A 22,222-nucleotide genomic window follows, 5' to 3' on the forward strand; every position below is an offset into this window, starting at 1 on the left:
ACTATTGAACGAAACCGGTCGTGTTCGTACCCTGCCCATTGTCAGCGAGATATTTCTTCAGCGCATCGTAAGTTCGATCAAGTTCAAGCCTTAATTGCTCGACTTGCTCTGTTCCGTTGCGCATAAGCTCTGCACTCGTGATCTTTCGCCAACTCACACAGATCTCATGCACAATCTTTGCTCCGACGTTCGCTGAAGCGCTCTGCAGTCCATGCGCCTCTAGGCGGAACCTGTGGGAATCTCCGCATGCGGCAGCGGCTTTCAAATCGGCGATGAGAGAACTGGCGTCTAGAAAGAACTCTTCTATGAGATTCGAAACGAAGTCTCTGCCCCCCAAATCCTCAAGTTCTCTCAGGAGAAATTCATCTAACAGGGAAGAGTGACCTGCAAAGGACACAGCATGATCCGCACGGTCTGCACCGGCCGAGATCCGTGGCAGGGTATCAGACTTTTCCTCAATTATCCTGAGAAGAGTCAGTGGATTCACCGGCTTCGTCAGGCATACGTCCATACCTGCTTCAAGAGTTCGAGCAACAACGTCTGGAGATGCATCAGCTGTCAGAGCAATGATGGGAATGCGGGTGCCCTGTGCCTCCGAGAACCTGAAGAGCTTAGTTACCTCGATGCCCGTCATGATCGGCATATTGATGTCCATGATGACGAGGTCAAATTTTTCTGTCTCAAGTGCGTCGAGTGCATCGTCACCGTTCGCGACGCATTGCGTGGAGTGCCCCCCACGCTCCAAAATTTTCGAGATTACCATTCGGTTTGTCGAGTTGTCGTCCGCAACCAGAATCGAGAGGGGCCTGGATGCCGTGGGAAGATCGATGTCGCTAGGCTCCTTCCAAAGCACCTGCGCCATGGATGTTTGCGCAGCAGCCGCAACAGCTCCCACTCGGGCCTCCCCCAAGGTGAAATCAAGCGGAAGTACGCTGCTCGACCATCGCATCAATCGCTCGCTCGCAGGGGTCCGCGACACTTCAGGACGTATTACAATTGGATTGATCGGAAGGTTTATGCTCTGAATTTCAGAAGAAAGAAGATCTTCTGGTAGATCACTGTAGTAGAATACCAACCACTCCCTTACGCTGCTTTTCTGCGCATGTTCTCTTGCGTCCACTAGCGTCCTAACGATCGGAGTATCACCCTCGACGCCAAGACGTGACACAATATCGCCGGCCAGATCGGCATTTGGGCAAACCAGAAGAGGCAGAGGCAGATGTGACAATTGCAGGTTTGGCTCTCTTTGATCCAATCTGCTCATCGGGAGAGTAAACCAGAAGGAACTGCCGTTGCCCTCTTGACTGTTAACGCCGATCGTACCTCCCATGGCTGTGATCAGCTGCCTGCAGATTGATAGGCCTAATCCGGTCCCACCGAAGCGGTTGATGATGGTTTCATCCGCCTGAGTGAAGCTCTCGAAAATTCTGTCGGTAGCGTGAGCGGCAATACCGATGCCCGTGTCGGACACGGCGAAGTGAATGAAAAGCTCATTGTTTATGCACACTGGGTGGGCAGAGAGCGTGATGTACCCTTTCTCGGTGAACTTGACCGCATTGCCGAGAAGGTTAAGCAAAATTTCCTCAAGGTGATGCTTTGGGCCGCAAAGCTGTGACGGCGTCCATGACGCGATGTGAATGGTGAGCCGAAGTCCTTTCTGCTTAGCCTGACTGAGCACCATCTCTCGTGCGGTGGATAAGACCTCCAACAGATCAAACTCGACATTTTCGATTGGCGTGTGGCCTGCCTCAATGCGAGACAGATTCAGGATACTATTGATTTGTCGAAGCAGAGTATCGCCAGCAGAGCCAATGGTGCGAACGAAGCCACGCTGCTCAAGATCGAGGTTCGTCCTGGCCATCAGACTGGAAAGACCAATGATCGCGTTCAGGGGAGTACGCAACTCATGACTGACGCTGGCCAAAAAAAGCGTCTTAGCGCGATTGGCCGCCTCGGCTTGGGCCTTGGCATTGGAAAGCTTTCGGATCAGAGTACTTGTATAAAGCGGGAGAGCGATCAGGCTCAGCAACATAGTGGCTGAAAGGTACACGTCGCCGTGCCATCTCGACGTGGTGTAGACTACTGCTACGAAGCAGACGACCGAGACTGTCATTGCGATGTACAGAAAGCGGACCCCGAACCGGAAACCGTTCCCGAATGTGATCCATAGGTACAGCAGAAAAAGAATCGAGGAGGGGTCTCCCACATAACGCATCTGCAAGGACACCGTGGAGAGGTCACTCACAATTGCGACGATACGCCGAGCCGTTGACTTCTGTGGCCAAAGGAAGATGTGAACAGCTATTCCGACAGAAACGAGCGCAAACACGGCGCCACTGATCAGGGCCTCCCGTGGCACAGAAGGATTGGTCCAAAAAGTATATGCCACAATCAAGCCTAAAAGGATAAGCCGGTTAAGGCTCATCTCATGCTCACGATCGGGGCTGCTCTTGAATCGGGACAGAATTTTTGCAATCACTTGATGTGAGCTTTCCTAAGCTGCATTCTCTGCTTAGGTAATAGATACTGCGGGCGTTCTATCATCAACGCGCTAAATTTCTCTGCAGGCACGGGCCGGCTGAAGAGATAGCCTTGAGCCTCGTCGCAAGGATGGTTGAGCAGGCAACCAAGTTGGAGGTCGGTCTCAACGCCCTCAGCAACCACTTTCAGTCCAAGGCTCTCAGCCAATGAAATGATCGCTCTGACAATTGCCTCGTCACGAGTTCCGTCTGCAAGATTGAAGATAAACGATCGGTCGATCTTCAACGTATCGACAGCGAAGTTTTTGAGATAGCTGAGCGAGGAGTATCCTACCCCAAAATCGTCGATAGCTATCTTAACACCCAGTTGCTTTAGCTTCTGGAGGGTCAATCTAGTCCGCTCAACATCCTTGAGAAGGCTGCCTTCTGTGAGTTCGAGCTCAAGGCATTCCGGCCTGAGACCTGTTGCCCGGAGGGCTTCCGCAACAAGCTGCACGATATCTTGGCGAAAAAACTGCACCGGCGATAGGTTCACCGCAATCTGGAGGGGACCACATCCCAAGTTCTGCCAAGCTGCCGCTTGAGTGCAAGCCTCGTTTAGAACCCAAGCGCCGATCTCATTGATCAGACCTGTCTCCTCAGCAATATCAATGAAGATGTTGGGAGACGTAATGCCAAAGCCCGGCCTGTTCCAACGTAGTAACGCCTCCGCGCCCACGATCGATCCCGTCTCCAAATCAACCTTGGGCTGGTAGTGAAGGACGAACTGCTCTTGAGAGACGGCTCTGAGAATATCAGCCTCTAAGCTAATGTTATTTGCAGAAGTCCTTTCCAAATCAGATGAGTAGAAGCGCAGAGTATTCCTCCCCTCGGCCTTTGCCTGATACATTGCCAAATCGGCATATCGGAGGAGCTTCTCCACATCTCGGGCATCACTTGGAGACAGGGCGATCCCTATCGTGCATCCGATATTCAGCTCGCTGCCATCTAAAAGAAATGGAGCTGACAGGCTGTCGATGATCTGGCGCGCGAGTTTCTCTGCATCATCGGCGACTTTGATCCTCGTTTGTACGACTACAAACTCGTCTCCAGACATTCTTGCGATCAGATTTCCATTCGGAACGCATGCGATGAGGCGGCTTGTTACTTGCTGAAGGATACGGTCACCCCCGGCGTGGCCGAGTGCGTCATTGACTGACTTGAACCGATCAAGATCTATCAAGAGCAACGCAAACAACCCTTGTCCGCTATCGATCTCTTGCTGAACCCGCTCATAGAGCATCCTTCGATTGGGAAGATCAGTCAGAGTGTCATGAAGGCCGATATGCCGTAGGGTGTTTTCCGCCTGTTTCCGCTCAGTAATATCGATTGAGGTCGTGAGAATTCCCGTTACGCCGCCTATGAGCTCGCGCAACGACGTCTTGGTTGTCAGGAATGCACGTTCTGATCCGCTACTGTCGGTAATCTGCTCCTCGAAACTGGCAGATGCACCTTTGTTCGCCAGAATCGACTTCTGAATGTTCTTGCCAAGTTGGCTCTTGTCGCTTCGAATGACATCGCTAATTTGTCTTCCCATCAACGATCCCGGTGTCGCGTCGACGAACTCGGCAAAGTAGGCGTTGACGAACACGATGCGCCCTTCCTCGTCGCTCGCACTGATCATTGCTGGCACAGTGTCAATGACTTGGGTAAGCGCCTCCCGGCTGCTGCGAACGAGCTCTTCCTGGGAGCGCTCGCTGATCCGAAGCTGCTGCTCGAGTGCCAGCGCGCGCCCCTTGATAATCTGCTGCTGCCTCTGCAGCTTAAGAAGATTGCGGGCGCGGGTTGTGAACTCATAGTGATCGACAGGAGATCGAAGGAAATCGGTTGCGCCCGCTTCTAGTGCCTGTAGTCGGAACGCTCTGTCATCATAGGCAGTAATTACGATAACAGGAACATCGGCCCCATTCTCGCTATTCCTGACACGCCTGGTAAACTCTGCCCCGTCCATTCCGGGCATACGGAAGTCAGTCACTATGAGATCGGGGCAGTTGCTAGTCAGCCAATCAAGAGCCTCGTGAGGGGAAGCAGAGGTGCATACGACCGCACCTTCCTCGATTGCCTGAGCCAATCGAGAGTAGATGTTGCGGTTCGTACTTCTGTCGTCGACAATTAGAATAGTCGTCATCTGTTGCCCCCGGGGCGCTCCCGGCTTATTAGGTTGATCAATCCTCTCGTTCCGCCGAGCGCGATCAGCTCCAGAGCTAACCTATTTTATCATTGTCAATCGGCCGGTCGCGCAGTGTGTTCTTTCGCTAGACTGGTTTGAATGCTCATCAAAAGTTATCGGGCTCGCCAGCCAGAATACGAACCCGTAGTTGACCGAAATGTTGCAGGTCAGACTGAGCCACATTCGCACTGCGCGGGCTGTTTATACCACAAGAGGGTAGGGACAGCGTGCTATCTAGCTCGACTTCATCAGAGTTTGGTTAACTTAGGATTTGCGCGATGACGTGAAAGATCTCGCGCCAGGCGGAAGTATAGAAGATAGCTTTGTATTGGGCACTCTGCTCATTAACCACGTGCCGCGAGAGAGTCGACGAGGAGCTACCCATTTCTCGGTTAATAGACCATTATCTTTAGGAAAGAACACCTGCTGTAGGTGAGGTGCTCTGAACACGGCGAGATGAAGCTCGTCGCGTCATTATCATCTCTATGATGGAGAATAATCATGCTGGCACCGTCGGTTCCACTAAATGATCGTGTCTTTAGTGACGTTGAAACCGTCGATCGCGGCGAAGTGCCGACTCTTGAGATTCCCACACCGAAGCGTCGCTCCGAGCCAGCACCGCGGAACGCTACAAGCCTTTTTCTGCCATGTATTGATGTTCGAATTGATTTTGAACAGAAGATTTATTGGGCGGCAATGCGCCAGAGTCAGCACCCAATGATTACTATGGAGCTGATACGGGACATGTTATGCGTGCAGGAATCCGTCCGTGCAATTGTGGAGGAAGGGAACCGCGAGCAGCATCAGCACCTGGAGTATTTCGTTGCTGCATCTCAGACACCAGGCGTGTACAATTTCGGCGGAAACCTAGCCTATTTTGCAGATTGCATCCGCCGCAAGGATCGTGAGGGTCTGCAGCAATACGCTTATGCCTGCATCGACGTCATATACGGGAACGCAATGGCGTTTCATACTCCCGTGATCACGATTGCGCTGGTCCAGGGTGACGCGTTGGGCGGTGGATTTGAATGTGCGCTCTCTTTTGATGTCCTTGTCGCGGAAAAGAGCGCGAAGATGGGCCTTCCGGAAATATTGTTCAATCTCTTTCCAGGAATGGGGGCATACAGCTTCCTGTCCCGCAAGATCGGCGCTGCGGCGGCTGAGAAGCTGATCATGAGCGGTAGGGTCCATACCGCTGAAGAGCTGTACCGGCTCGGTGTCGTCGACGTCCTCGCGGAGGATGGACAGGGAGAGAATGCTGTTCGGGACTATATCGCCTGTAACAAGCGCAAGCACAATGCTCACAAAGCAATCTATCGATCCAAGCGGCGCGTCAACCCGCTAACCTACGAAGAGTTGCGGGACGTCGTTGACATTTGGCTGGATGCAGCGATGGCTTTGGGAGAGCAAGACCTACGCAAGATGACGCGGCTTGTCGAAGCTCAGGGGCGCCGCTTGGACAAAAGAGATTGATGCTGCCCGTTGATCAGCATCTGAGAGAAGAGTCCTGCTGAGGCTTCCTCTTGGCCCATGCCATGCGGAGCTGCGGCATGCGCACAGGTATCCGAGTTACCCTTACTCAGTTCGACGGACAGCGTCTCGAGATGGTCAGCAGCACCGGAACACGGCTCGCAAACACGTCCAGCAGGCAACCTTCCTGCGGCTGATTACCGATGGGGTTGGCGCGACCGAGATCATGCGCCGATCCGGCACTTCCAAGTCCACTGATGTCACGGTAACCTGAGGCAACCGGTCCATCACCATATGGCACGCCGTGGAGTGACCAAAGCATTTCGGAGAAACCACACGAGAACGTTCGTTCAGGGATCATCGGGCTTGACTGAATACCTCCGGCCAGAGCACAGGGAATTGCGGCTAGCGCAAGACCTGAGACTTGGCACGATCCGAGCCGGCGGTGTCCTCGGGCCAGCCGGCGTGACCGAATGCGGCCGGCTCCCGGTTTCCGGTGCCGTTCGCCAGCTTGAGGAAGTCCACGAAGTATGTCGCTGACGGTGCTGATCGGCTTTCTGGTCCTGACGGGCGCCGCTGCCTATGCGCAAACCCTGACGGGCTTCGCCTTCGGCCTCATCACCATGGGCGGGGTTGGTCTCACAGGGCTTTTGTCCTTGCCCGACGCCGCGATGATTGTGAGCGTACTGACCCTTGTGAATGCCACGCAGATGCTTCTGAAGGGCTGGCGTGATGTGGCGTGGGATCAGTGCGGCCTCGTCATGGCGGCGAGCGTTCCGATGCTCTTCCTTGGGTACTGGTTGCTGGAATGGCTGGCGGGCAGTCATGTCGATCTTCTGCGCCTGCTCCTCGGCCTGGTGATCGTGGTCTCGAGCATGCAGCTTGCGCGAAAGCCTGAGCCGCTTCCGGCGCAATCCGGCAATGGATCGCTCCTGTTCTTCGGCGGGATCGCTGGCCTGATGGGCGGGATGTTCTCAACCGCGGGGCCACCGCTCGTTTATCACTTCTACCGCCAGCCGATGCCGCTGGTTAAGGTGCGTGAAACCCTGGTGACGGTCTTCGCCCTCAACGCGGTCTTCCGCATCGGTCTTGTGACCGTCTCCGGCGACTTTCCCTCGAGTTCGACCCTGTCCGGGCTTGTGGCCGTTCCGGCGGTGATGAGCGCAACCTACGCGGCTCGCCGCTGGCCGCCGCCTTTCTCGCCTGCCGCGATGCGGCGCATCGTGTTCATCCTGCTGCTCCTCTCGGGCATTTCACTCGGCGCACCTGCTGTCCTTCACCTTTTGGAGATATCTCCTTAAAGGCGCGGCCAAACTCCCCCACAGCCTCTCATGCTCTCCAGACGCGTGGCCGGCGGGCTGAGGTGATGGCGGATCCGCACGACGTTCTGATCATCGCTGACGACCTGCCCAACACGGTCCGGAGAAGTACGAGAAACTGAGGCTCATGGGGCAGTCACAGACAACCGGCCGCACGCGGCCCGCTTTCGACGGGGTGGCGGAAAGGACCGCTCGAATGGCTTGATCAGAGTTCCCGGGAGAGGGGAGCGAAGCCTTAAAGCCGTACTCGGATCATCCGGCAAGAACGCGTTCGCTGACCACGCCGAAATAGCAGAGCCCGTCCCCCGGCTTCGCGGCATGGTTCGGGAAGATGATGAACCCATCCCTCGGAGCTTTCAGCTCCTCTCCATTGGCTCGGCAAGCAATGACCTCTCCGGCATCCACCATGTCGCCCGTCTTCCATCGCTTTCTGAGCCGGTCCCCCTCGGCCTCGCAGACAAGGACCTCGGCCACCCGGATAACGATCCTGGCCGTGGCGTTCGGCGCTGACGCCTCTATCATCCCGAGATGTGCAAGAGCGCGAACGATGGCCGAATAGCCGACTTCCACCGCTTGGGGATCATCATGCGAGCCGCACTCCAAAGTGACCCCGTAACCGCCCGAGAAACGCATGTATTCCGTTGTACCGACGCCCTCCGAACCCGCTTTGTTGAAGTGCCCGAGCCTCTCCCGCTCCTTGAGGAAGCGGTCATAGACGTCGAGCCAACCGTGAATGACGATGGAGGTACCCAGCCGCGCTGCGAACTCCCCTTCGGCCCCGGCATGGCGGAACGGCTCGACCGGACCCGTGTTGTCGAGAGGTCCGGCAAAGACGAACGGCTCACCCTCACCCCTGAACGAATGAATGTCGAGCAGGACATCGTGCTCCCGCAGAAGGGAGCAAAGGCGGTTGCCGACTCGGTCCTCATAATCCTCGGGGATCGTCTTGTCTCGCAGATCGCGATTCAGGTTACGATCGCCCTCCCGTGTCCGCTGCCGGTAGGCCTTCATGTTGGCGACGGGCAGCAATGTCACCTCGCCCCTGCGGATCAACATGCGTCCCATGCGGCAATCGTCGATCGCGCGGAGAATGGCCTGCGGCCCACAGGCCTCGTTGCCATGCACGGCTCCCACCACGATCAGCTTCGGGCCGGGCGCGAGTCCGGTGAAGCGGACGGTTTCGAGCGGCGTCGCCGGATCAAGATACTCCCGGTCGTCGACGTCCACGTATCCAATATCGATGAGCATGCCGGGTCTCAGGCGCCGGACCAACTCGGGCATGCTCTCCTGCGGAATGCCGATGCACCCGGCTGTGCCGCTCATATCGGCGCGGGCGGCGTGAATGAAGATGGCGCTGCCGCGTCCGAACTCCGCAACCGCATCGTTGAACCCGATGGGAACGATGACGTCGAGGAGGCCCTCCGCGCGACTGCGAGCCAATCTCTCGTCCGGGCGCTCGTCCTTTTCAGCGAGAACCAATCGGTTGTAGTCGTTCCCCTCCTCCTCCCAGATCATGTGCTCCGCGAGAGGAACGAACGGAAAAGCCAGATCGCGCGGAAAATCCGGAAGGGCGACGGGATGGAAGAGGCCATAGCGCAGGGGAAAGACACCAATGGGCGTGCACCTGTCGCCCTCGCGCTTGAAGGACGCCTGGATCAAGCCTCCAGCCCCGACCGTGCACGGGACCGACCAGTCGTCGATGACGAGCTTGCCGAGATGGGGGGGGGCCTCCTCCGCGCGCGGAACGCGAACGAGGATCTTCGGAACGTGGGTCATTGCAGAGCACTTTTTGAGGGAACGTTCGGATCTTGCGGAATGCGCGCGACTCGATGTCAGCCCGTCGAGGCCGGAGCCGCGTCCCCTGCCGCGATCTCTCTAGCCCGCCGGCACCGCACGAAATGGACTTCTCCGATCTCTTCCAGGTCCGGAACCGGCGGGATGCGGCAGATGTCCCGCGCTTCGGGACAGCGCGGGTTGAACCCGCATCCTGACGGGACGTCGAGCGGATTCGGGATTTCACCCATGATCTTGTCGCCCCGGCTGCGCTCGAACGGATCCGGGATCGCCGAAATGAGCGCGCGGGTATAGGGATGGCGCGGCTTCGTGAAGATCGACTCCCAGCCGCCGGTCTCGACGATGCGGCCGAGATACATGACCGCGACGCGGTCGCTCATATGCTCAACGACACCGAGATCGTGGCTGATCATGATGTAGGAGAGCCCGAGCGTCTCCTTGAGTTCCAGCAGCAGGTTGATGATCTGCGCCCGAATGGAGACATCGAGGGCGGAGACCGGCTCGTCGAGGATGACGATCTTCGGTTCGAGAATGAGTGCCCGCGCGATGCCGATCCTCTGGCGCTGCCCGCCGGAGAACTCATGCGGATAGCGTTCGGCGTGGTCCGGCCGGAGACCGACGCGCCCGAGCATCTCGGCGATCCGTCCCTCGATCTCGCTCGGCGCCGTGATCCCATGGAGGCGAAGGGGCGCTTCCAAGGTTGTGCGAACGGTCTGCCGCGGATTGAGTGAGGAATACGGGTCCTGGAACACCATCTGGGCAATGCGCGCCCGCGCCTTGCGGTCCATCCCTTTGCCCGCCACCTCTTGTCCGTCGAGGATGATCCGCCCGCGGGTCGGCTCCTGCAGGCCAAGGATCGTGAGTGCCAGCGTCGACTTTCCGCATCCCGACTCGCCAACCAGACCAAGGCACTCGCCCTGCTTCAGCTCGAGATCGACACCGTCGACTGCGTGCAGATACCGGCGTCGCCCGCCGAAGAGGCCGCCACCAAGGGGAAAATGCACGGCGAGATCCTCGACTTTCAGGATCGTGTCGGCAGGAGGGCTATTCATGATAGTGGCACCGTACGAAGCCTCCATCGGGGAGCGCTGTCACGACCGGATCCTCGGCCCTGCAGCGATCTGTGGAGGCGTGACAGCGGGGATTGAAGCGGCATCCCTTCGGGAAAGCGGACACGGGCGGGACGACGCCGGAGATCTCTCTGAGCCGCTGGCGGCCATGGCGCGCGCGCGCTCCAAGCAGTGGCAATGAGGCCACGAGGCCGCCGGTATAGGGATGGCTCGGCGAGCGGAAGACGTCCTCTGCGGCACGCTCCTCCACGAGCTTCCCCGCATACATGACGCCGACCCTGCGGCACATGTTGGCGATGAGCCCGAGATCGTGGCTGATCATCAGAACGGCGGTTCCCTTGGCGGCTGAAAGTTCGCGGATGAGGTCGAGGATCTCGGCCTGCACGGTGACGTCGAGCGCAGTCGTCGGCTCGTCAGCGAGGAGGAGATCCGGCCCGCAGGCAAGCGCGATGGCGATCATGACACGCTGGCGCATTCCGCCGGAAAGCTGGTGCGGATAATCCTTGACCCTGCGCTCCGGCGCCGGAACGCGTACGCTTGCAAGCGCTTCGACTGCGAGATTCTCCGCCTCCCTCCAGCTTGCCCCCTTGTGCAACACGAACATCTCCGCGATCTGCCGGCCGACCGGCGAGAGCGGATTGAGGGCCGTCATCGGTTCCTGGAAGATCATGGCGATACGGTTGCCGCGCAGCCCGCGCATCTCGGACGCCGGGAGTTTCTGTATCTCACGGCCGTCGAAGCGGATCGTTCCGCCGCCTATCATGAGTGGATGCCGAAGCAATCCAATGAGCGCCAGGGCCGTGATGCTCTTACCGCAGCCGGATTCGCCGACGAGACCCATTGTCTCGCCCCGGTTGATGGTGAACGAGACGTCCTGCACGGCGGCAAAACGCGTGTCGCCGGCGGCAAGATCGATCCTGAGGTTCTCGACCTCGAGAAGGGGCTGCCCGTTCATGCCCGCCGTGTCCGCGCCTGAGGATCAAGGATGTCCCGCAATCCGTCGCCGAGCAGGTTAAGGCCCAGGACCGTCACGAAAATGGCCAGGCCCGGAAAGATGGAGATCCAGGGTGCCGTCGTGATCTGGTCGCGGGCATCCGATAACATGCTGCCCCAACTCGGGTAAGGCGGCCGGATACCGAGGCCGAGGAAGGACAGTGCCGCTTCGGCGAGCACCGCGCCGCCCATGCCAAGAGTGCCGATGACGATGATCGGCCCCAGCATGTTGGGCAGGAGCTGCGTCAGCATGATCCGGATATCGCCGTATCCAAGCACCTTGGCGGCCTGAACATAGCCCTGGCTCTTCAAGGAAAGCGCTGAAGCCCGGGCGAGACGGCAGGTGAAGGACCAGTTGGTGAGCCCGAGCGCGATCAGCAGGCTGGTCAGCCCCGGATTGAGGATCGCCATAATGGCGAGTGCGAAGATCAGAGACGGAATGGCCAGCATCATGTTGGTCAGGCCGTTGACGCAATCGTCCCACCAGCCGCCCCAGTAGCCCGCAGAGAGGCCGAGGCAGACGCCGATCACGGTGTTGATGAGCTGGGAGACGATGCCGACCGTGAGCGAAATCCGGGCGCCGTGAAGAACCCGGCTGTAGATATCACGCCCCTGAGCATCGGTTCCGAACCAGAACTCACCCCCAGGCGCCTCCTCCGCATACATCAGGTTGGCGTCCATGACCGGATCGGTATGGGCCAGCCAGGGGGCGAAGATGCCGGCAATGACCACGCTGGCGAACAGAACGCCACCGATAACGAGATTGGCTCTGAACTTCATGTCGTCGCCTCAGGTATACTTGATTCGCGGATCGATGATGGCGCACAACACATCGACAAGCATGTTGATGAGGAGGAACAGGAGCACGATCACCAGGATCGAGCCTTGAACCACGGGAATGTCGCGCAACGTCACGCTATCGACCAGGAGCGATCCGAGGCCCGGCCAGGAGAACAGCTTCTCGATCACCACGGCCTGGCCGATAACCGTCCCGAACTGGAGACCAATGGTCGTGAGGATAATGACGAGGGCATTACGCGTGAGGTGCCAGCGCACGACCTTGCCTTCGCTCATGCCCTTCGACCGTGCCGTGCGCACGAAATCCGCGTTCATGATCTCGAGCACGGCAGCCCTAGTGGTTCGTGCGAGCAGCGCCAAAGGAGCAACGCCGAGAGCGATGGATGGCAGGATGAGATAACGCGGGTCGCCACCGCCATAACCGAAGCTCGGAAGCCAGCCGAGCACCAGCGCGAACAGGTACATCAGCATCAGTCCGAGCCAGAACTTCGGCAGCGACAGACCCGATACTGCACCGATCATGGAAATGGTGTCGACCCAGCTTCCCGGCCTGAGTGCAGCAATGAAACCAAGCGGTACTCCAACGACGATCGCGAACAGCATCGAGGCGAAAGCGAGTTGCGCGGTTGGCCAGAGCCGGTCCGCAATGACCTGAGCGACCGGTTGGCGCGTCCGAAACGAGGTTCCGAGATCAAAGGTCGCGAGATCCGCGACATATTTTCCAAAGCGAACATAAACCGGGTCGTCCAGTCCGAACTCCTTGTTCATGCGCGCCATGACTTCGGCATCAAGTACGCTGCGTCCGTCATCGCTCATGCTCGACGCGAAGGTTCCCGGAATGACGCTGAACATCACGAAGATGAGAGCTGCAACGGCCAGAACGATCGGCAATGTCTGCAGCAGACGCCGCACGATGAAGGAAAGCATTCAAAACTCCACCTGACGCCCTGAACGAGTCTCAGGAGCGTCAGGATCTGCAGTTCGAGTGGTGAGCGCTTGCTCGATCGGGGCTTACTTGGCGGCGGGCGACGACGCGTCGACCCATATATCCTCGTAGTTCTGGATCGCCAGCTCGGTCGCGTTCGGCTGCAAGCCCTTGAGCCAGGGCTGGTAAGCCATCACGGCCTTGTTGTAGTTGAACCACCACATGGGAGCCTCCTCGCGGAGGATTGCATTCGCCTTCTTGAGATTTTCGAGTCTCTTGGCCTGATCGTCGCTCGCGGCAGCCTCATCGAGCAGCTTATCGAATTCTGCGTTCTTGAACTGAGTGTAGTTGCAGGCCGATTGTGGCGTCGATGAGTGGAAGCACTTGAGGGCGGTTAGCGGGTCCGGTCCCGAAGTATTCGACCAGATATATGCCTGATAGTCGCCCTTGCTGGTAACTTCGGACAGGACAGTGCCTTCCACCGGCTTGATCTTGACCTTGATTCCCACCTTCTCGAGCATCGGGATGACCGCCTCGACGATGGGAATGCCCCAGCTCTCGTTAGAGGTTGCCGTCCATTCGAATTCAAAGCCCTCAGGATAGCCGGCCTCGGCGAGGAGCTGCTTCGCCTTCTCGGGATCATACGGGTAAGGCTTCATATCCTTGTCGTAGGCGGGCGACGAAATCGGAAGCCAGCTTGTCGCCCGGTAGGCCTTTTCCTTTACGAGGCGTTTGATGATGAGGTCGGCGTTGATGGCGTAGTTGATGGCTTGACGCACACGTTTGTCCGAGAAGGGCTTGAAGTTCGGATTCATGCCCATGTTGCGCGTATAGACCTCGGCGACTTCGAGCAATCCCTTCGACAGTTCAGGATCGGCCTTGTAGGCGACGTACTGGGTCGGGCCGAGAATGGACGCGTCGATCTCCTTGTTGCGGAAGGCGACGTCGCGCGCCGACGCTTCCCCCATGATCGAGATGGAAACCCGATCGGCATAAGGCTTGCCAGGCTGGTAGAATTTCTCCCAACGTTCTGCCACGAGGCGCGAGCCCGGGACGTACTCGACGAACTTGAATGGTCCGAGACCGACGGGCTTCGACAGGAACGAATCCTTCGAAGCCTCGTCCGCCGGGTAGATCGACGTCATCGAATGATAGAAGTTGAATCCGGGATCGACCTTCTCGGTCAGGGTCATCTCGATGGTGAAATCATCGATCTTCTTCAGACCGGAGATTTCCTTCGCTTGCCCTTTTTCGACCTCGACGGCACCTTTGATGATCCTGACGTAGCGCGCGCCGGGATAGGCCTTCGCGCCATTCATGAGACGCGTGAAGGACCAGATGACATCATCGGCCGTCATCTTGCGGCCATGGTGGAAATAGGCATCATCGCGGAGCTTGAATGTGTACACGAGACCGTCGCTCGAGGTCGTCACCTCTTTCGCGAGTTCAAGAACCGGCTTATTGGCGTTCGAATCCCAATTGTAGAGTGCCCTATGGATGGCCTTGGCCCAGATCTCGTCCTGAGCTCGGTTCGACGTATGGATGTCGAGATTCGCGAAGCTCGATCCGTATGGCGCGGTGAAGCGGATTGTGCCGCCCTTTCTCGGCGTCTCCGCATAGGCGCCAGCGCTCATGGTGAGAACGAGCGCAGTAGTGATGACGAAGTTTTTGAGCACGGCTGATCCTCCAAGCTATGACAGTCGCGGACGCGCCGGCAGGATGCCGGCCCGCGAAACACGAACTCTCGTCGATGCCGTTCTATGTCGAGGCGCGTTCCCCTGTATGATTTTAAGTAACGCCAAGACGATCGTGAACGATCGAACCTCCCCGGATCGTAAGATCACATTGAGTGTTGTCAAGAATATCCTCTGGTGTAGCGCTCAGGAGATTGTGCGAGAAAACTGCAATGTCCGCGAGCTGCCCAGGGATGATGCGCCCTTTCACCTCTTCCATCTTCTGCGAGAAGGCACCGAACTCCGTATAAGCCTGCAGAGCGTCCTCGATGGACACCCTCTCGTCCGCATCCATTACGGTACCCTTCCATGTCTTGCGCGTGAGCATGGCGTAGAGATTCGGGAACGGATTCGGCTCGCAGACCGGCGCATCGCTGCCAGTAGCAGGCTTGAGGCCGAGATCGATCCAGGTCTTGAACGGGTAGCTCTTGAGCCCCCTCTCCTCCCCGAGCACGGACACGTAGGCATCGCCGAAATCGTAGATGAACACCTGCTGCGGGCAGGGATAGATGCCGGCCCTGATCATGCGCTCGTGCTGCGCGGGCGTCGAGAAGCCGCAATGCTCGACCCTGTGTCGCCGGTTTGGATCCGGTTTGGCTGCGAGCGCGCGCTCATAAGCCGTGATCAGTTGCTCGATGGCCGCATCGCCGATGGCATGGCAGATCAGTTGATAGCCCTTGACGTGAGCATCCATGACGAGCTCGTTCAACTCTTCATCAGGCATCATCTGCACGCCGGTCGTGTTGTCGTCCCCGAGATAGGGCTTCGACATCCAGGCGGTGCGACCACCCGCTGAACCATCGAGGAAGTACTTGACTCCCCCGATCATCAGCATGTCATCGCCCGTGCCGGAAATCAGGCCGGCCTCGTAGCATTGCGGGACAATGGATTTGTCCGGGTCGCCCAGCAGGGCGAGCCAGGTCCGAACGGGCAGCCGGCCTTCCCGCTTGGCCCTATGGTAGGCGGCAATCTCGCCGAACCCGCCGCGCTGGCCGACCGCCGCATCCATGCAGCTGGTGATGCCATAAGAGAGGAGATGACGGCCTCCGCGTTCGATGGCGTTGACGAGATCGTCCTCGGTCGGCGGCGGGATGACCGCCCAGACAGGAGCGCGGGCATTCTCCGCCAGAAGACCCGTCAGTCGCCCGTCCCGCTGCTCGATCAGGCCGCCGGGCGGTGTTGGCGAGGTCTCGCCGATGCCGGCCAGTTCGAGGGCGCGGGAGTTGCAGATGGAGATGTGCCCGCAGGTTCGCACAAGCATCACGGGGTTGTCCGGAGCGACCCGATCCAATTCGTCCCGATGCGGATGCCGCTTCACGTCGAGCTTCGTCTGATCGTAGCCGCGCGCCAGGATCCATTCGCCGGGTTTCGTAATTGCGGCTCGTGCCCCGATCGCGGCGAGCAGAGCCTCGAGAGTCGGCGCTGACGACGGCTTGGCATCCACCCAATCCATCATGAGACCGAGGGAGATCAGATGCAGGTGGGAGTCGTTGAGCCCCGGCGTCGCCAGTCGGCCTTCGAGATCAATGACACGGGTCGTCGGACCGATGAGGGATGCGATATCGGCCTCCCGTCCGGTCGCCAGGATCCGGCCCTGCCAGATCGCCACCGCCTCGACGACACCCTCCTCCCGGCCGCACCAGATCGGACCGTTCCTCAGAACGATATCGGCGACGGGCCGGGCTGTGCTCCGCTCCACCGCACCAGATGCGAGCGATCGGTTAGCAGAAATGTTCATTCATCGTCCCCAGATCTTTCCTGTGATCGAACGACAGGCTGACATGGCCTGCCATGCGGATTAGAGCCCCACGCGATCGAGCCATGAGGATCAGATGTCATCCAGAGGCCATATGGGCCGCCGAATCTTCCTATAGGGACGTTCCTTGAAGTTGCGGGTCGACAGAGCCCCCGTATCAACCTCGAGCACCTCGCGAGAAATCGGCTCGAAAGCCGCACGGAAATGCTGCATTGATTTCACAATCAGGGTCGATTTCCGCGTCGGGTCGACGCCCAGCGATGTGAATTGCCCGAGATCGGTCGCCTGCCCGTTATGGCTGATCACGATGATCTCCACGCCGCCGACGCGCAACAGCAGGCTCAGGCCGTAGCTGCGGCGCGCCCCGCCTCCCATGGGACCGTAGGCGATGAATGAGCCGTCGGTGATCGCGGCGACATGGCCGGTGACTTCGAGCGGTCCGCCGCCCATCGTCGGATCCGTCTTCCCGCCGAGCTGGAGCGTGACGCGGTTGCCCACGCCGGCCGCCTGCGCCTGCAGTACCGCCTCGGGGTCGCAGATTGCATGGAAGCCGACGTTCTGAAGACCCGCATCGAGCACAGCCCTGAGAAGATTGGTGGCGTCTCCATAGGCGCCGGAGCCGGGATTGTCGGAATAGTCGGCGATGATCAACGGCTTGGTCGCGCAGGCCTCGCCCGCCTTCGCCTTGGCGATGGCTTCATCGAGCGGGGTGAAGTGGATGGAGGAGAACGACCGTTGCTCCCAGACGTAGTCCATGAGCTCCTCGGCAATGGCCCGGGCTGAGGCGCGGTCGTTTCCCGTCACCGCGATGGAAGGCCCGATGTCGTGAACATCGGCTGAGGAGAAGCCGGCCTGTACGCTCACGACGAGCGCCTTTCCGGCCGCTTCGATTTGCTCGCCTCGCCGCAGGAGTTCCACCATCGGAAGTGACGTGGTGCGCCCACCATCCAGGGCATACAGGATCGGACGGCGCGCGAGCGCTACCTTCGGAGATATGACGCCGGCCATGGCCTTTTCGAGCAGTTCGGCCGCTTGCCATGTGCGTTCGTACTGATCGACATGCGGGTAAGTCCGATAGGAGATCAGCGCATTGGCGTTGTCTGCCATTCGTTGCGTCACGGTGGCATGCAGATCGAGAACGGCGATGACTGGCACGTCGTCACCCACACGCGTGCGGATGCGGGCGAGCAGCTCGCCTTCACCGTCATCATAGCTCTGTGTCGACATAGAACCGTGAAGGTGCAGCAGAACGCCATCGACGCCGCTGCACGCATCGAGAATGCGCGCCGCTATTGCCTCGAAACATTCATCCGTCACTCGGCCCGACGGATTTGCCCCTGCCGCAACCGGATGAACGACGTCCCAACCGTACTTGGTAGAGGCTTCGAAGGCTGCCCCAACGGACGTGCGCGTCCCCTTGAAAGCCAGGGGGATCTCGTCTCCCAAATAATAGCTGGAATTCCTGAAAGCCTGTTCGTTCGTCAACTGGACGCTGAACGTGTTGGTCTCGTGCATGAACTCCGCGACAAGGACACGCGATGCCATTCCCACCCTTTTCCTTTTCTTGTTCCTCACGATCGAGGAAGCAGCTTTTCAAGGCTCGACGACTACTTCGTTGTGTCATCTCTGTCCGTTTTGGAGCTCGCCTCTCCAGATAGTGACAAAGTTGAAACTTTTCTCCAAATGTTATTTTTTGCTCAAATGATCGCTTCCGGCATGGCTTGAATGACACGCTATACCGCTGCCGGATTTTCATCGAAATTGCTCACGCGGTGAAGGCGGATGGGGTAGGCAGGGCAGCGATGATGGGTGGAGCGAGCAGGATTCTGCCGTCTGAAAAGACCGAGTGAACGGCCGCAGGCCTCCCACAGACCGAAAGCCCTGCATCGTTCATCCCGCTTTCTCGGCGGGAGAGGCGAATTTTCAGCTCTGTCGTTTGAGAAATGACGAGGTCGCCCTCAAGCATCATCTCCTCGACCAACCGAGGGCCGAGTAGGAACTGGAAGCAGAGCCAGATAGCGTGGCGGATCGCTCCAGCCGGAAAGCGGTGGCGGGCATAGCGGGAATGGCGAGGCATTTTCATCCCTCACCTATGGCCGGATCCACTCACCTCCTGCTGAATCTGACGATGTCTTCGATCTGACCGGGGCTGACGCAGTTGAGCACCGAACAAGGTCAATAGAGAGAATTGCCGCAAATCGTTCAGCAATTTAGTTCAATCAATGCGTGACAAGCTCCGGTGTTGCCTGTTGTTCATATGCCGTCGTTTCAAACGCTCCGTGAGCGAGGATCTCAGCAATTCTCCTGTTAAGCCACAGCGCAATGCCGCGGGTTGATTGGATGGACCGTGCCCAAACTGAGCAACCGTTCGAGTAGCGCGGCTCCGCTCAAGAGACGCGCCTCCCCCCGAGGCCGGGCGACGATCTGCAGGCCAACAGGCAACCCATTTTGCGTATAGCCGCAGGGGAGGGACAGGGCCGGTGCCGTCGTAAGAGAAATGGAATAGGCGATCGCCAGCCAGTCAATATAGTTGTCGAACTTGACTCCGGAGCACTCATCCACGTAGCGCGCCTCAACCGGGTATGGCGGCACGATGGTCGCGGGAGTCATCAGAAGATCGTAATGAGAAAAGAAGGCGTGCGCCCGTCTGACGATCTCGGCACGCTGCTCTTCGGCCGCGACGATATCCGACGCACTGAGCCTTAATCCTTTCTCGATGTTCCAGATCGTCTCGGGTTTCAGCAGATCGGGATAGTCCTTGAGCTTCTGGCCGTGGGCCGCGGCAAAGCCCACAGCGCGCAGGGTGTGGAAAGCGTTCTTGGCATCTGACAGGTCCGGATGGGCCTCCTCGACGGTGACACCCAGTTCGGTGAACCTCCAAGCCGCCCGGCGACAGATCTCCGCCACCTCCGGGTCGACAGGCGTCACGCCGAGATCGGCGCTGAACGCGACCCTTGCGAGAGGTTGCGGTGCGCGCGCCGCGGCGAGATAGCTCTCGCCGGTCCGCGGCAGGGAAATGGGATCGGACGGATCCTCATTGGCCATGGCATCCAGCAGGAGAGCCACATCCTCCACGGTCCGGGCCATCGGCCCCTGGACGCTGAGAACATCATCAATGATGGTGCCGGGATCGCGCGCGACGCGCCCAGGGCTCGGCCGCAGGCCGACAATGCCGCAGAAGCTCGCGGGATTGCGCAACGATCCCCCCAGATCGGATCCATGAGCCACCCAGGCCATGCCGGTTGCCAACGCCACAGCCGCCCCGCCCGATGAGCCCGCCGCCGAGCGCGACGTGTCCCAAGGATTCAGCGTGGCTCCGAAGACCTCGTTGAACGTGTTGGCGCCTGCTCCAAACTCGGGGGTCGCCGATTTCGCGAAAACGATTCCCCCTTCCCTCTCCAGGTTCAAGACAAGGATGTCGGAACGCTCGGGAACGAAATCCGCGAAGATCGGCGAGCCATAGGTCGTGCGGACCCCCGCGACGTTGGTCAGATCCTTGATCGGCAGCGGCAAACCCGCCAGACGGCCTCGCCTCGCGACGGGCCGCTGCATCAGGTCGCGGGCATGGTCGCGCGCACGATCAAAACACAATGTCGGGAGGGCATTGACCGTCGGGTTGACCTCGCCGACCCGCTCCTCGAGCGCATCGAGGAGCTCAAGCGGAGTCGTCTTCTCCTGTTTGAGAAGATCCACCACGGTGGAGGCCGATTGTTCGATGAGCTTAAGGGACGTCATGGCTTTCTCTTGATGATTGTTGCTAATTGTCCAGGATCGGCGAACCCCGGCTCGTAGGAGTAATCAACTCAGCGCATCAGCTCGACGAGGAATCTTGAAAGTTCCGGAAATGCCGCAACGACGGCAAGGCCCAGGATACTGGTGATGAGAAACGGGATGGCTCCGACCGCGATGCGCTCCAGGGGAAGGCGCGTGATGTTGGCGGCAACGAAGAGATTGATGCCGACCGGCGGCGTGACCAGACCGATGGCGAGGCTGATCATGACCGTCACCCCGAACCAGACCGGATCCCAGTTCAACTCGCGCATGACGGGAATGAAGATCGGCAAGGTGATGAACATGATCGTCACCGGGTCCATGAACATGCCGGCGACCAGAAGCATGACCATGATGACGAGCAGGATCACCCACTGGTTCTCGCTGAGAGCCAGGAGGACTGTCGAATAATGGCCGACGAGATCGTCCACCGTTATGACCCAGCCGAACAGGCTGGCATAGGCGACGACCAGCATGACCACGGCCGACGAGGCGCTTGCCTCCGTCAGGGCAGCGTACAGGGACCGGAGCGACAGCGTGCGATAGACGAAGGCGCCGACAAACAACGCGTAGACCGTCGCCACGATGGCCGCTTCGGTGGCCGTGAACGCTCCGCTGTAGATCCCGCCCAGAATGACGACCGGTGTCATGAGGCCCCAGAAGGCATCGATGAAGGAGCGGCCGAGCCGCTTGAAATAGGGAAGGCCTGCATAGGGCTCGGGAGACAGCGCCGCGAGACTTCCGCTACTTTCGGAAAATCGGTCTGGGCGGCTGAAGCGCGCGAGCGGCAGCGTCAGCAACATCAGCACGCCGCAGATCAGGCCCGGGATGATCGCCGCGATGAACAGTTCGGAGATGGATGTCTCGGCGATGACGCCGTAGATCACAAGACCAATCGAAGGTGGGATGACGATCGACAGCGCGGCGCCGGTGCAGACGAGCGCCGCGGCAAAGGCCCTGGAGTAGCCGTCCTCGTGCATCCCCTTGATGATCAACGGTCCGATCGCCGCGACCGAAGCAGGCCCGGATCCGCTGACAGCTCCCCAGAATAGGCACACGGTTGTTCCGACGATGCCCATGCCGCCAGGAAGCGAGCCGATCAGAACGCGAAAGAAGCGTATCATCCGCTCGGCGATTCCGACCGAGCCCATCAGGGTTCCCGCAAGAATGAAGAAGGGAATGGCCAGGAGCGAAAACTTGGTGATGCCGGCGGCCAGGAGATCGCCGACCATTTCGAGCCCGAAACCGAGCTGCCACATGGCGTAGAGAGCCGACAGCCCGAGGGAGAACGCCACCGGCAGACGAAGAGCCAGGAGAATGAAGAACAGCACCACCATCTGGGTGCCGACACCCATCTCAAACATGGGGCGCCTCCAGGGCCTCGCTCTCGTGACGGAACTCCGTTACGGGATCGTTCAATCCGCGGTAGGTCTCGGCGGCATGCTGAAGATATCGGACGACGACAATCGCGAAGCCGAACGGTAGCCCGACGCTGTAGTACCAGGCCGGCAGCTGAAGTCCGTAGGACACTGTCCCGCTCTTGATCTGATTGAATACGAGTTCCAGCGAGTACCAAGCCGAAAGTGTCAGCAACAGGACGGAGAGAGCTCCTGCGATCCACATCAGGGCAAGCTTTCCCCGCTTCGGAAGGCAATCGAAGATCACGGTCACGGCAAGGTGCTCGCCCCGGCGCGCCGCAATGGCTGCACCGAAGATCGTCAGAAGCAGAAATCCATTGACGAGGAGCTCTTCGGTCACCGCCAGGGAATGATTTGAAAGATAACGGACCACGATGTTGGCGAAGCCGAGAAACGTCATAGTCAGGAAGATCAAGGAGCAGAGAATCTTCTCCGCGTTGTCCAGCAGGGTTCGCATGGCAGGACCACAGGTCTGAGATGCCGAGG

At 59.0% G+C, this 22,222-nt stretch carries 15 protein-coding genes; 2 read left to right on the top strand and 13 right to left on the bottom strand.

The window, feature by feature from the left end; genetic code table 11:
- Nucleotide 1: 1 nt before the first annotated feature.
- The gene (locus GR328_RS11625; protein ID WP_160884699.1) at nt 2–2,479 is read right to left on the bottom strand and encodes an ATP-binding protein; all 2,478 of its coding nucleotides are present in this window, start codon (nt 2,477–2,479) and stop codon (nt 2–4) included.
- Nucleotides 2,476–4,647: an EAL domain-containing response regulator gene (locus GR328_RS11630; protein ID WP_160884700.1), complete on the bottom strand. Its 2,172-nt coding sequence runs from the start codon at nt 4,645–4,647 to the stop codon at nt 2,476–2,478. The genes GR328_RS11625 and GR328_RS11630 overlap by 4 nt, the downstream gene beginning before the upstream one ends.
- A 543-nt stretch (nt 4,648–5,190) precedes the next feature.
- On the opposite strand from GR328_RS11630, the gene GR328_RS11635 reads away from it, so the two are divergent.
- A complete protein-coding gene (locus tag GR328_RS11635) occupies nt 5,191–6,162 on the top strand; it encodes a crotonase/enoyl-CoA hydratase family protein (RefSeq protein WP_160884701.1) in 972 nt (323 codons plus the stop codon).
- Between the two features lie 527 nt (nt 6,163–6,689).
- Nucleotides 6,690–7,460 carry a TSUP family transporter gene (locus GR328_RS11640; protein ID WP_160884702.1) on the top strand — a complete coding sequence of 257 codons (771 nt, stop codon included), beginning with the start codon at nt 6,690–6,692 and terminating at the stop codon, nt 7,458–7,460.
- A gap of 270 nt (nt 7,461–7,730) precedes the next feature.
- Here the strand turns inward: GR328_RS11640 and GR328_RS11645 are convergent, their stop codons facing one another.
- The 11 genes from GR328_RS11645 to GR328_RS11695 all read right to left on the bottom strand — a co-directional run bounded on the left by GR328_RS11645 (nt 7,731) and on the right by GR328_RS11695 (nt 22,193).
- Nucleotides 7,731–9,254 (bottom strand): L,D-transpeptidase family protein, encoded by a 1,524-nt coding sequence (locus GR328_RS11645; protein WP_160884703.1) that lies wholly within the window; start codon nt 9,252–9,254, stop codon nt 7,731–7,733.
- A gap of 56 nt (nt 9,255–9,310) precedes the next feature.
- The gene (locus tag GR328_RS11650) at nt 9,311–10,324 is read right to left on the bottom strand and encodes an ABC transporter ATP-binding protein (protein WP_160884704.1); all 1,014 of its coding nucleotides are present in this window, start codon (nt 10,322–10,324) and stop codon (nt 9,311–9,313) included.
- Nucleotides 10,317–11,297 carry an ABC transporter ATP-binding protein gene (locus GR328_RS11655; protein WP_160884705.1) on the bottom strand — a complete coding sequence of 327 codons (981 nt, stop codon included), beginning with the start codon at nt 11,295–11,297 and terminating at the stop codon, nt 10,317–10,319. The genes GR328_RS11650 and GR328_RS11655 overlap by 8 nt, the downstream gene beginning before the upstream one ends.
- Entirely contained in the window at nt 11,294–12,115 is an 822-nt protein-coding gene (locus GR328_RS11660; RefSeq protein WP_160884706.1) for an ABC transporter permease, read from the bottom strand. The genes GR328_RS11655 and GR328_RS11660 overlap by 4 nt, the downstream gene beginning before the upstream one ends.
- 9 nt (nt 12,116–12,124) lie before the next feature.
- The gene (locus GR328_RS11665; protein ID WP_160884707.1) at nt 12,125–13,060 is read right to left on the bottom strand and encodes an ABC transporter permease; all 936 of its coding nucleotides are present in this window, start codon (nt 13,058–13,060) and stop codon (nt 12,125–12,127) included.
- Nucleotides 13,061–13,144: 84 nt separating this feature from the next.
- The gene (locus GR328_RS11670; RefSeq protein ID WP_160884865.1) at nt 13,145–14,692 is read right to left on the bottom strand and encodes an ABC transporter substrate-binding protein; all 1,548 of its coding nucleotides are present in this window, start codon (nt 14,690–14,692) and stop codon (nt 13,145–13,147) included.
- A gap of 154 nt (nt 14,693–14,846) precedes the next feature.
- A complete protein-coding gene (locus GR328_RS11675) occupies nt 14,847–16,529 on the bottom strand; it encodes an amidohydrolase (RefSeq protein ID WP_160884708.1) in 1,683 nt (560 codons plus the stop codon).
- A 90-nt stretch (nt 16,530–16,619) separates the two neighbouring features.
- Nucleotides 16,620–18,092 (bottom strand): M81 family metallopeptidase, encoded by a 1,473-nt coding sequence (locus GR328_RS11680; protein ID WP_160884709.1) that lies wholly within the window; start codon nt 18,090–18,092, stop codon nt 16,620–16,622.
- A gap of 762 nt (nt 18,093–18,854) precedes the next feature.
- Nucleotides 18,855–20,282: an amidase gene (locus tag GR328_RS11685; RefSeq protein ID WP_160884710.1), complete on the bottom strand. Its 1,428-nt coding sequence runs from the start codon at nt 20,280–20,282 to the stop codon at nt 18,855–18,857.
- Nucleotides 20,283–20,350: 68 nt separating this feature from the next.
- On the bottom strand, nt 20,351–21,682 hold the full coding sequence (locus GR328_RS11690) for a TRAP transporter large permease (protein WP_160884711.1): 1,332 nt from the start codon (nt 21,680–21,682) through the stop codon (nt 20,351–20,353).
- Complete coding sequence (locus GR328_RS11695; protein WP_160884712.1) at nt 21,675–22,193, bottom strand: TRAP transporter small permease; 519 nt, start codon at nt 22,191–22,193, stop codon at nt 21,675–21,677. The genes GR328_RS11690 and GR328_RS11695 overlap by 8 nt, the downstream gene beginning before the upstream one ends.
- Nucleotides 22,194–22,222 lie beyond the last annotated feature (29 nt).

It is taken from the genome of Microvirga makkahensis (assembly GCF_009830105.1).
Classification (GTDB): Bacteria; Pseudomonadota; Alphaproteobacteria; order Rhizobiales; family Beijerinckiaceae; genus Microvirga; species Microvirga makkahensis.

Excerpts from the sequence above, each read along its gene's own strand:
- GR328_RS11630 (WP_160884700.1), bottom strand. The coding sequence starts at position 4,647 with ATGACGACTATTCTAATTGTCGACGACAGAAGTACGAACCGCAACATC.
- GR328_RS11635 (WP_160884701.1), top strand. The coding sequence starts at position 5,191 with ATGCTGGCACCGTCGGTTCCACTAAATGATCGTGTCTTTAGTGACGTT.
- GR328_RS11640 (WP_160884702.1), top strand. The coding sequence starts at position 6,690 with ATGTCGCTGACGGTGCTGATCGGCTTTCTGGTCCTGACGGGCGCCGCT.
- GR328_RS11645 (WP_160884703.1), bottom strand. The coding sequence starts at position 9,254 with ATGACCCACGTTCCGAAGATCCTCGTTCGCGTTCCGCGCGCGGAGGAG.
- GR328_RS11650 (WP_160884704.1), bottom strand. The coding sequence starts at position 10,324 with ATGAATAGCCCTCCTGCCGACACGATCCTGAAAGTCGAGGATCTCGCC.
- GR328_RS11655 (WP_160884705.1), bottom strand. The coding sequence starts at position 11,297 with ATGAACGGGCAGCCCCTTCTCGAGGTCGAGAACCTCAGGATCGATCTT.
- GR328_RS11660 (WP_160884706.1), bottom strand. The coding sequence starts at position 12,115 with ATGAAGTTCAGAGCCAATCTCGTTATCGGTGGCGTTCTGTTCGCCAGC.
- GR328_RS11665 (WP_160884707.1), bottom strand. The coding sequence starts at position 13,060 with ATGCTTTCCTTCATCGTGCGGCGTCTGCTGCAGACATTGCCGATCGTT.
- GR328_RS11670 (WP_160884865.1), bottom strand. The coding sequence starts at position 14,692 with ATGAGCGCTGGCGCCTATGCGGAGACGCCGAGAAAGGGCGGCACAATC.
- GR328_RS11675 (WP_160884708.1), bottom strand. The coding sequence starts at position 16,529 with ATGAACATTTCTGCTAACCGATCGCTCGCATCTGGTGCGGTGGAGCGG.
- GR328_RS11680 (WP_160884709.1), bottom strand. The coding sequence starts at position 18,092 with ATGGCATCGCGTGTCCTTGTCGCGGAGTTCATGCACGAGACCAACACG.
- GR328_RS11685 (WP_160884710.1), bottom strand. The coding sequence starts at position 20,282 with ATGACGTCCCTTAAGCTCATCGAACAATCGGCCTCCACCGTGGTGGAT.
- GR328_RS11690 (WP_160884711.1), bottom strand. The coding sequence starts at position 21,682 with ATGTTTGAGATGGGTGTCGGCACCCAGATGGTGGTGCTGTTCTTCATT.
- GR328_RS11695 (WP_160884712.1), bottom strand. The coding sequence starts at position 22,193 with ATGCGAACCCTGCTGGACAACGCGGAGAAGATTCTCTGCTCCTTGATC.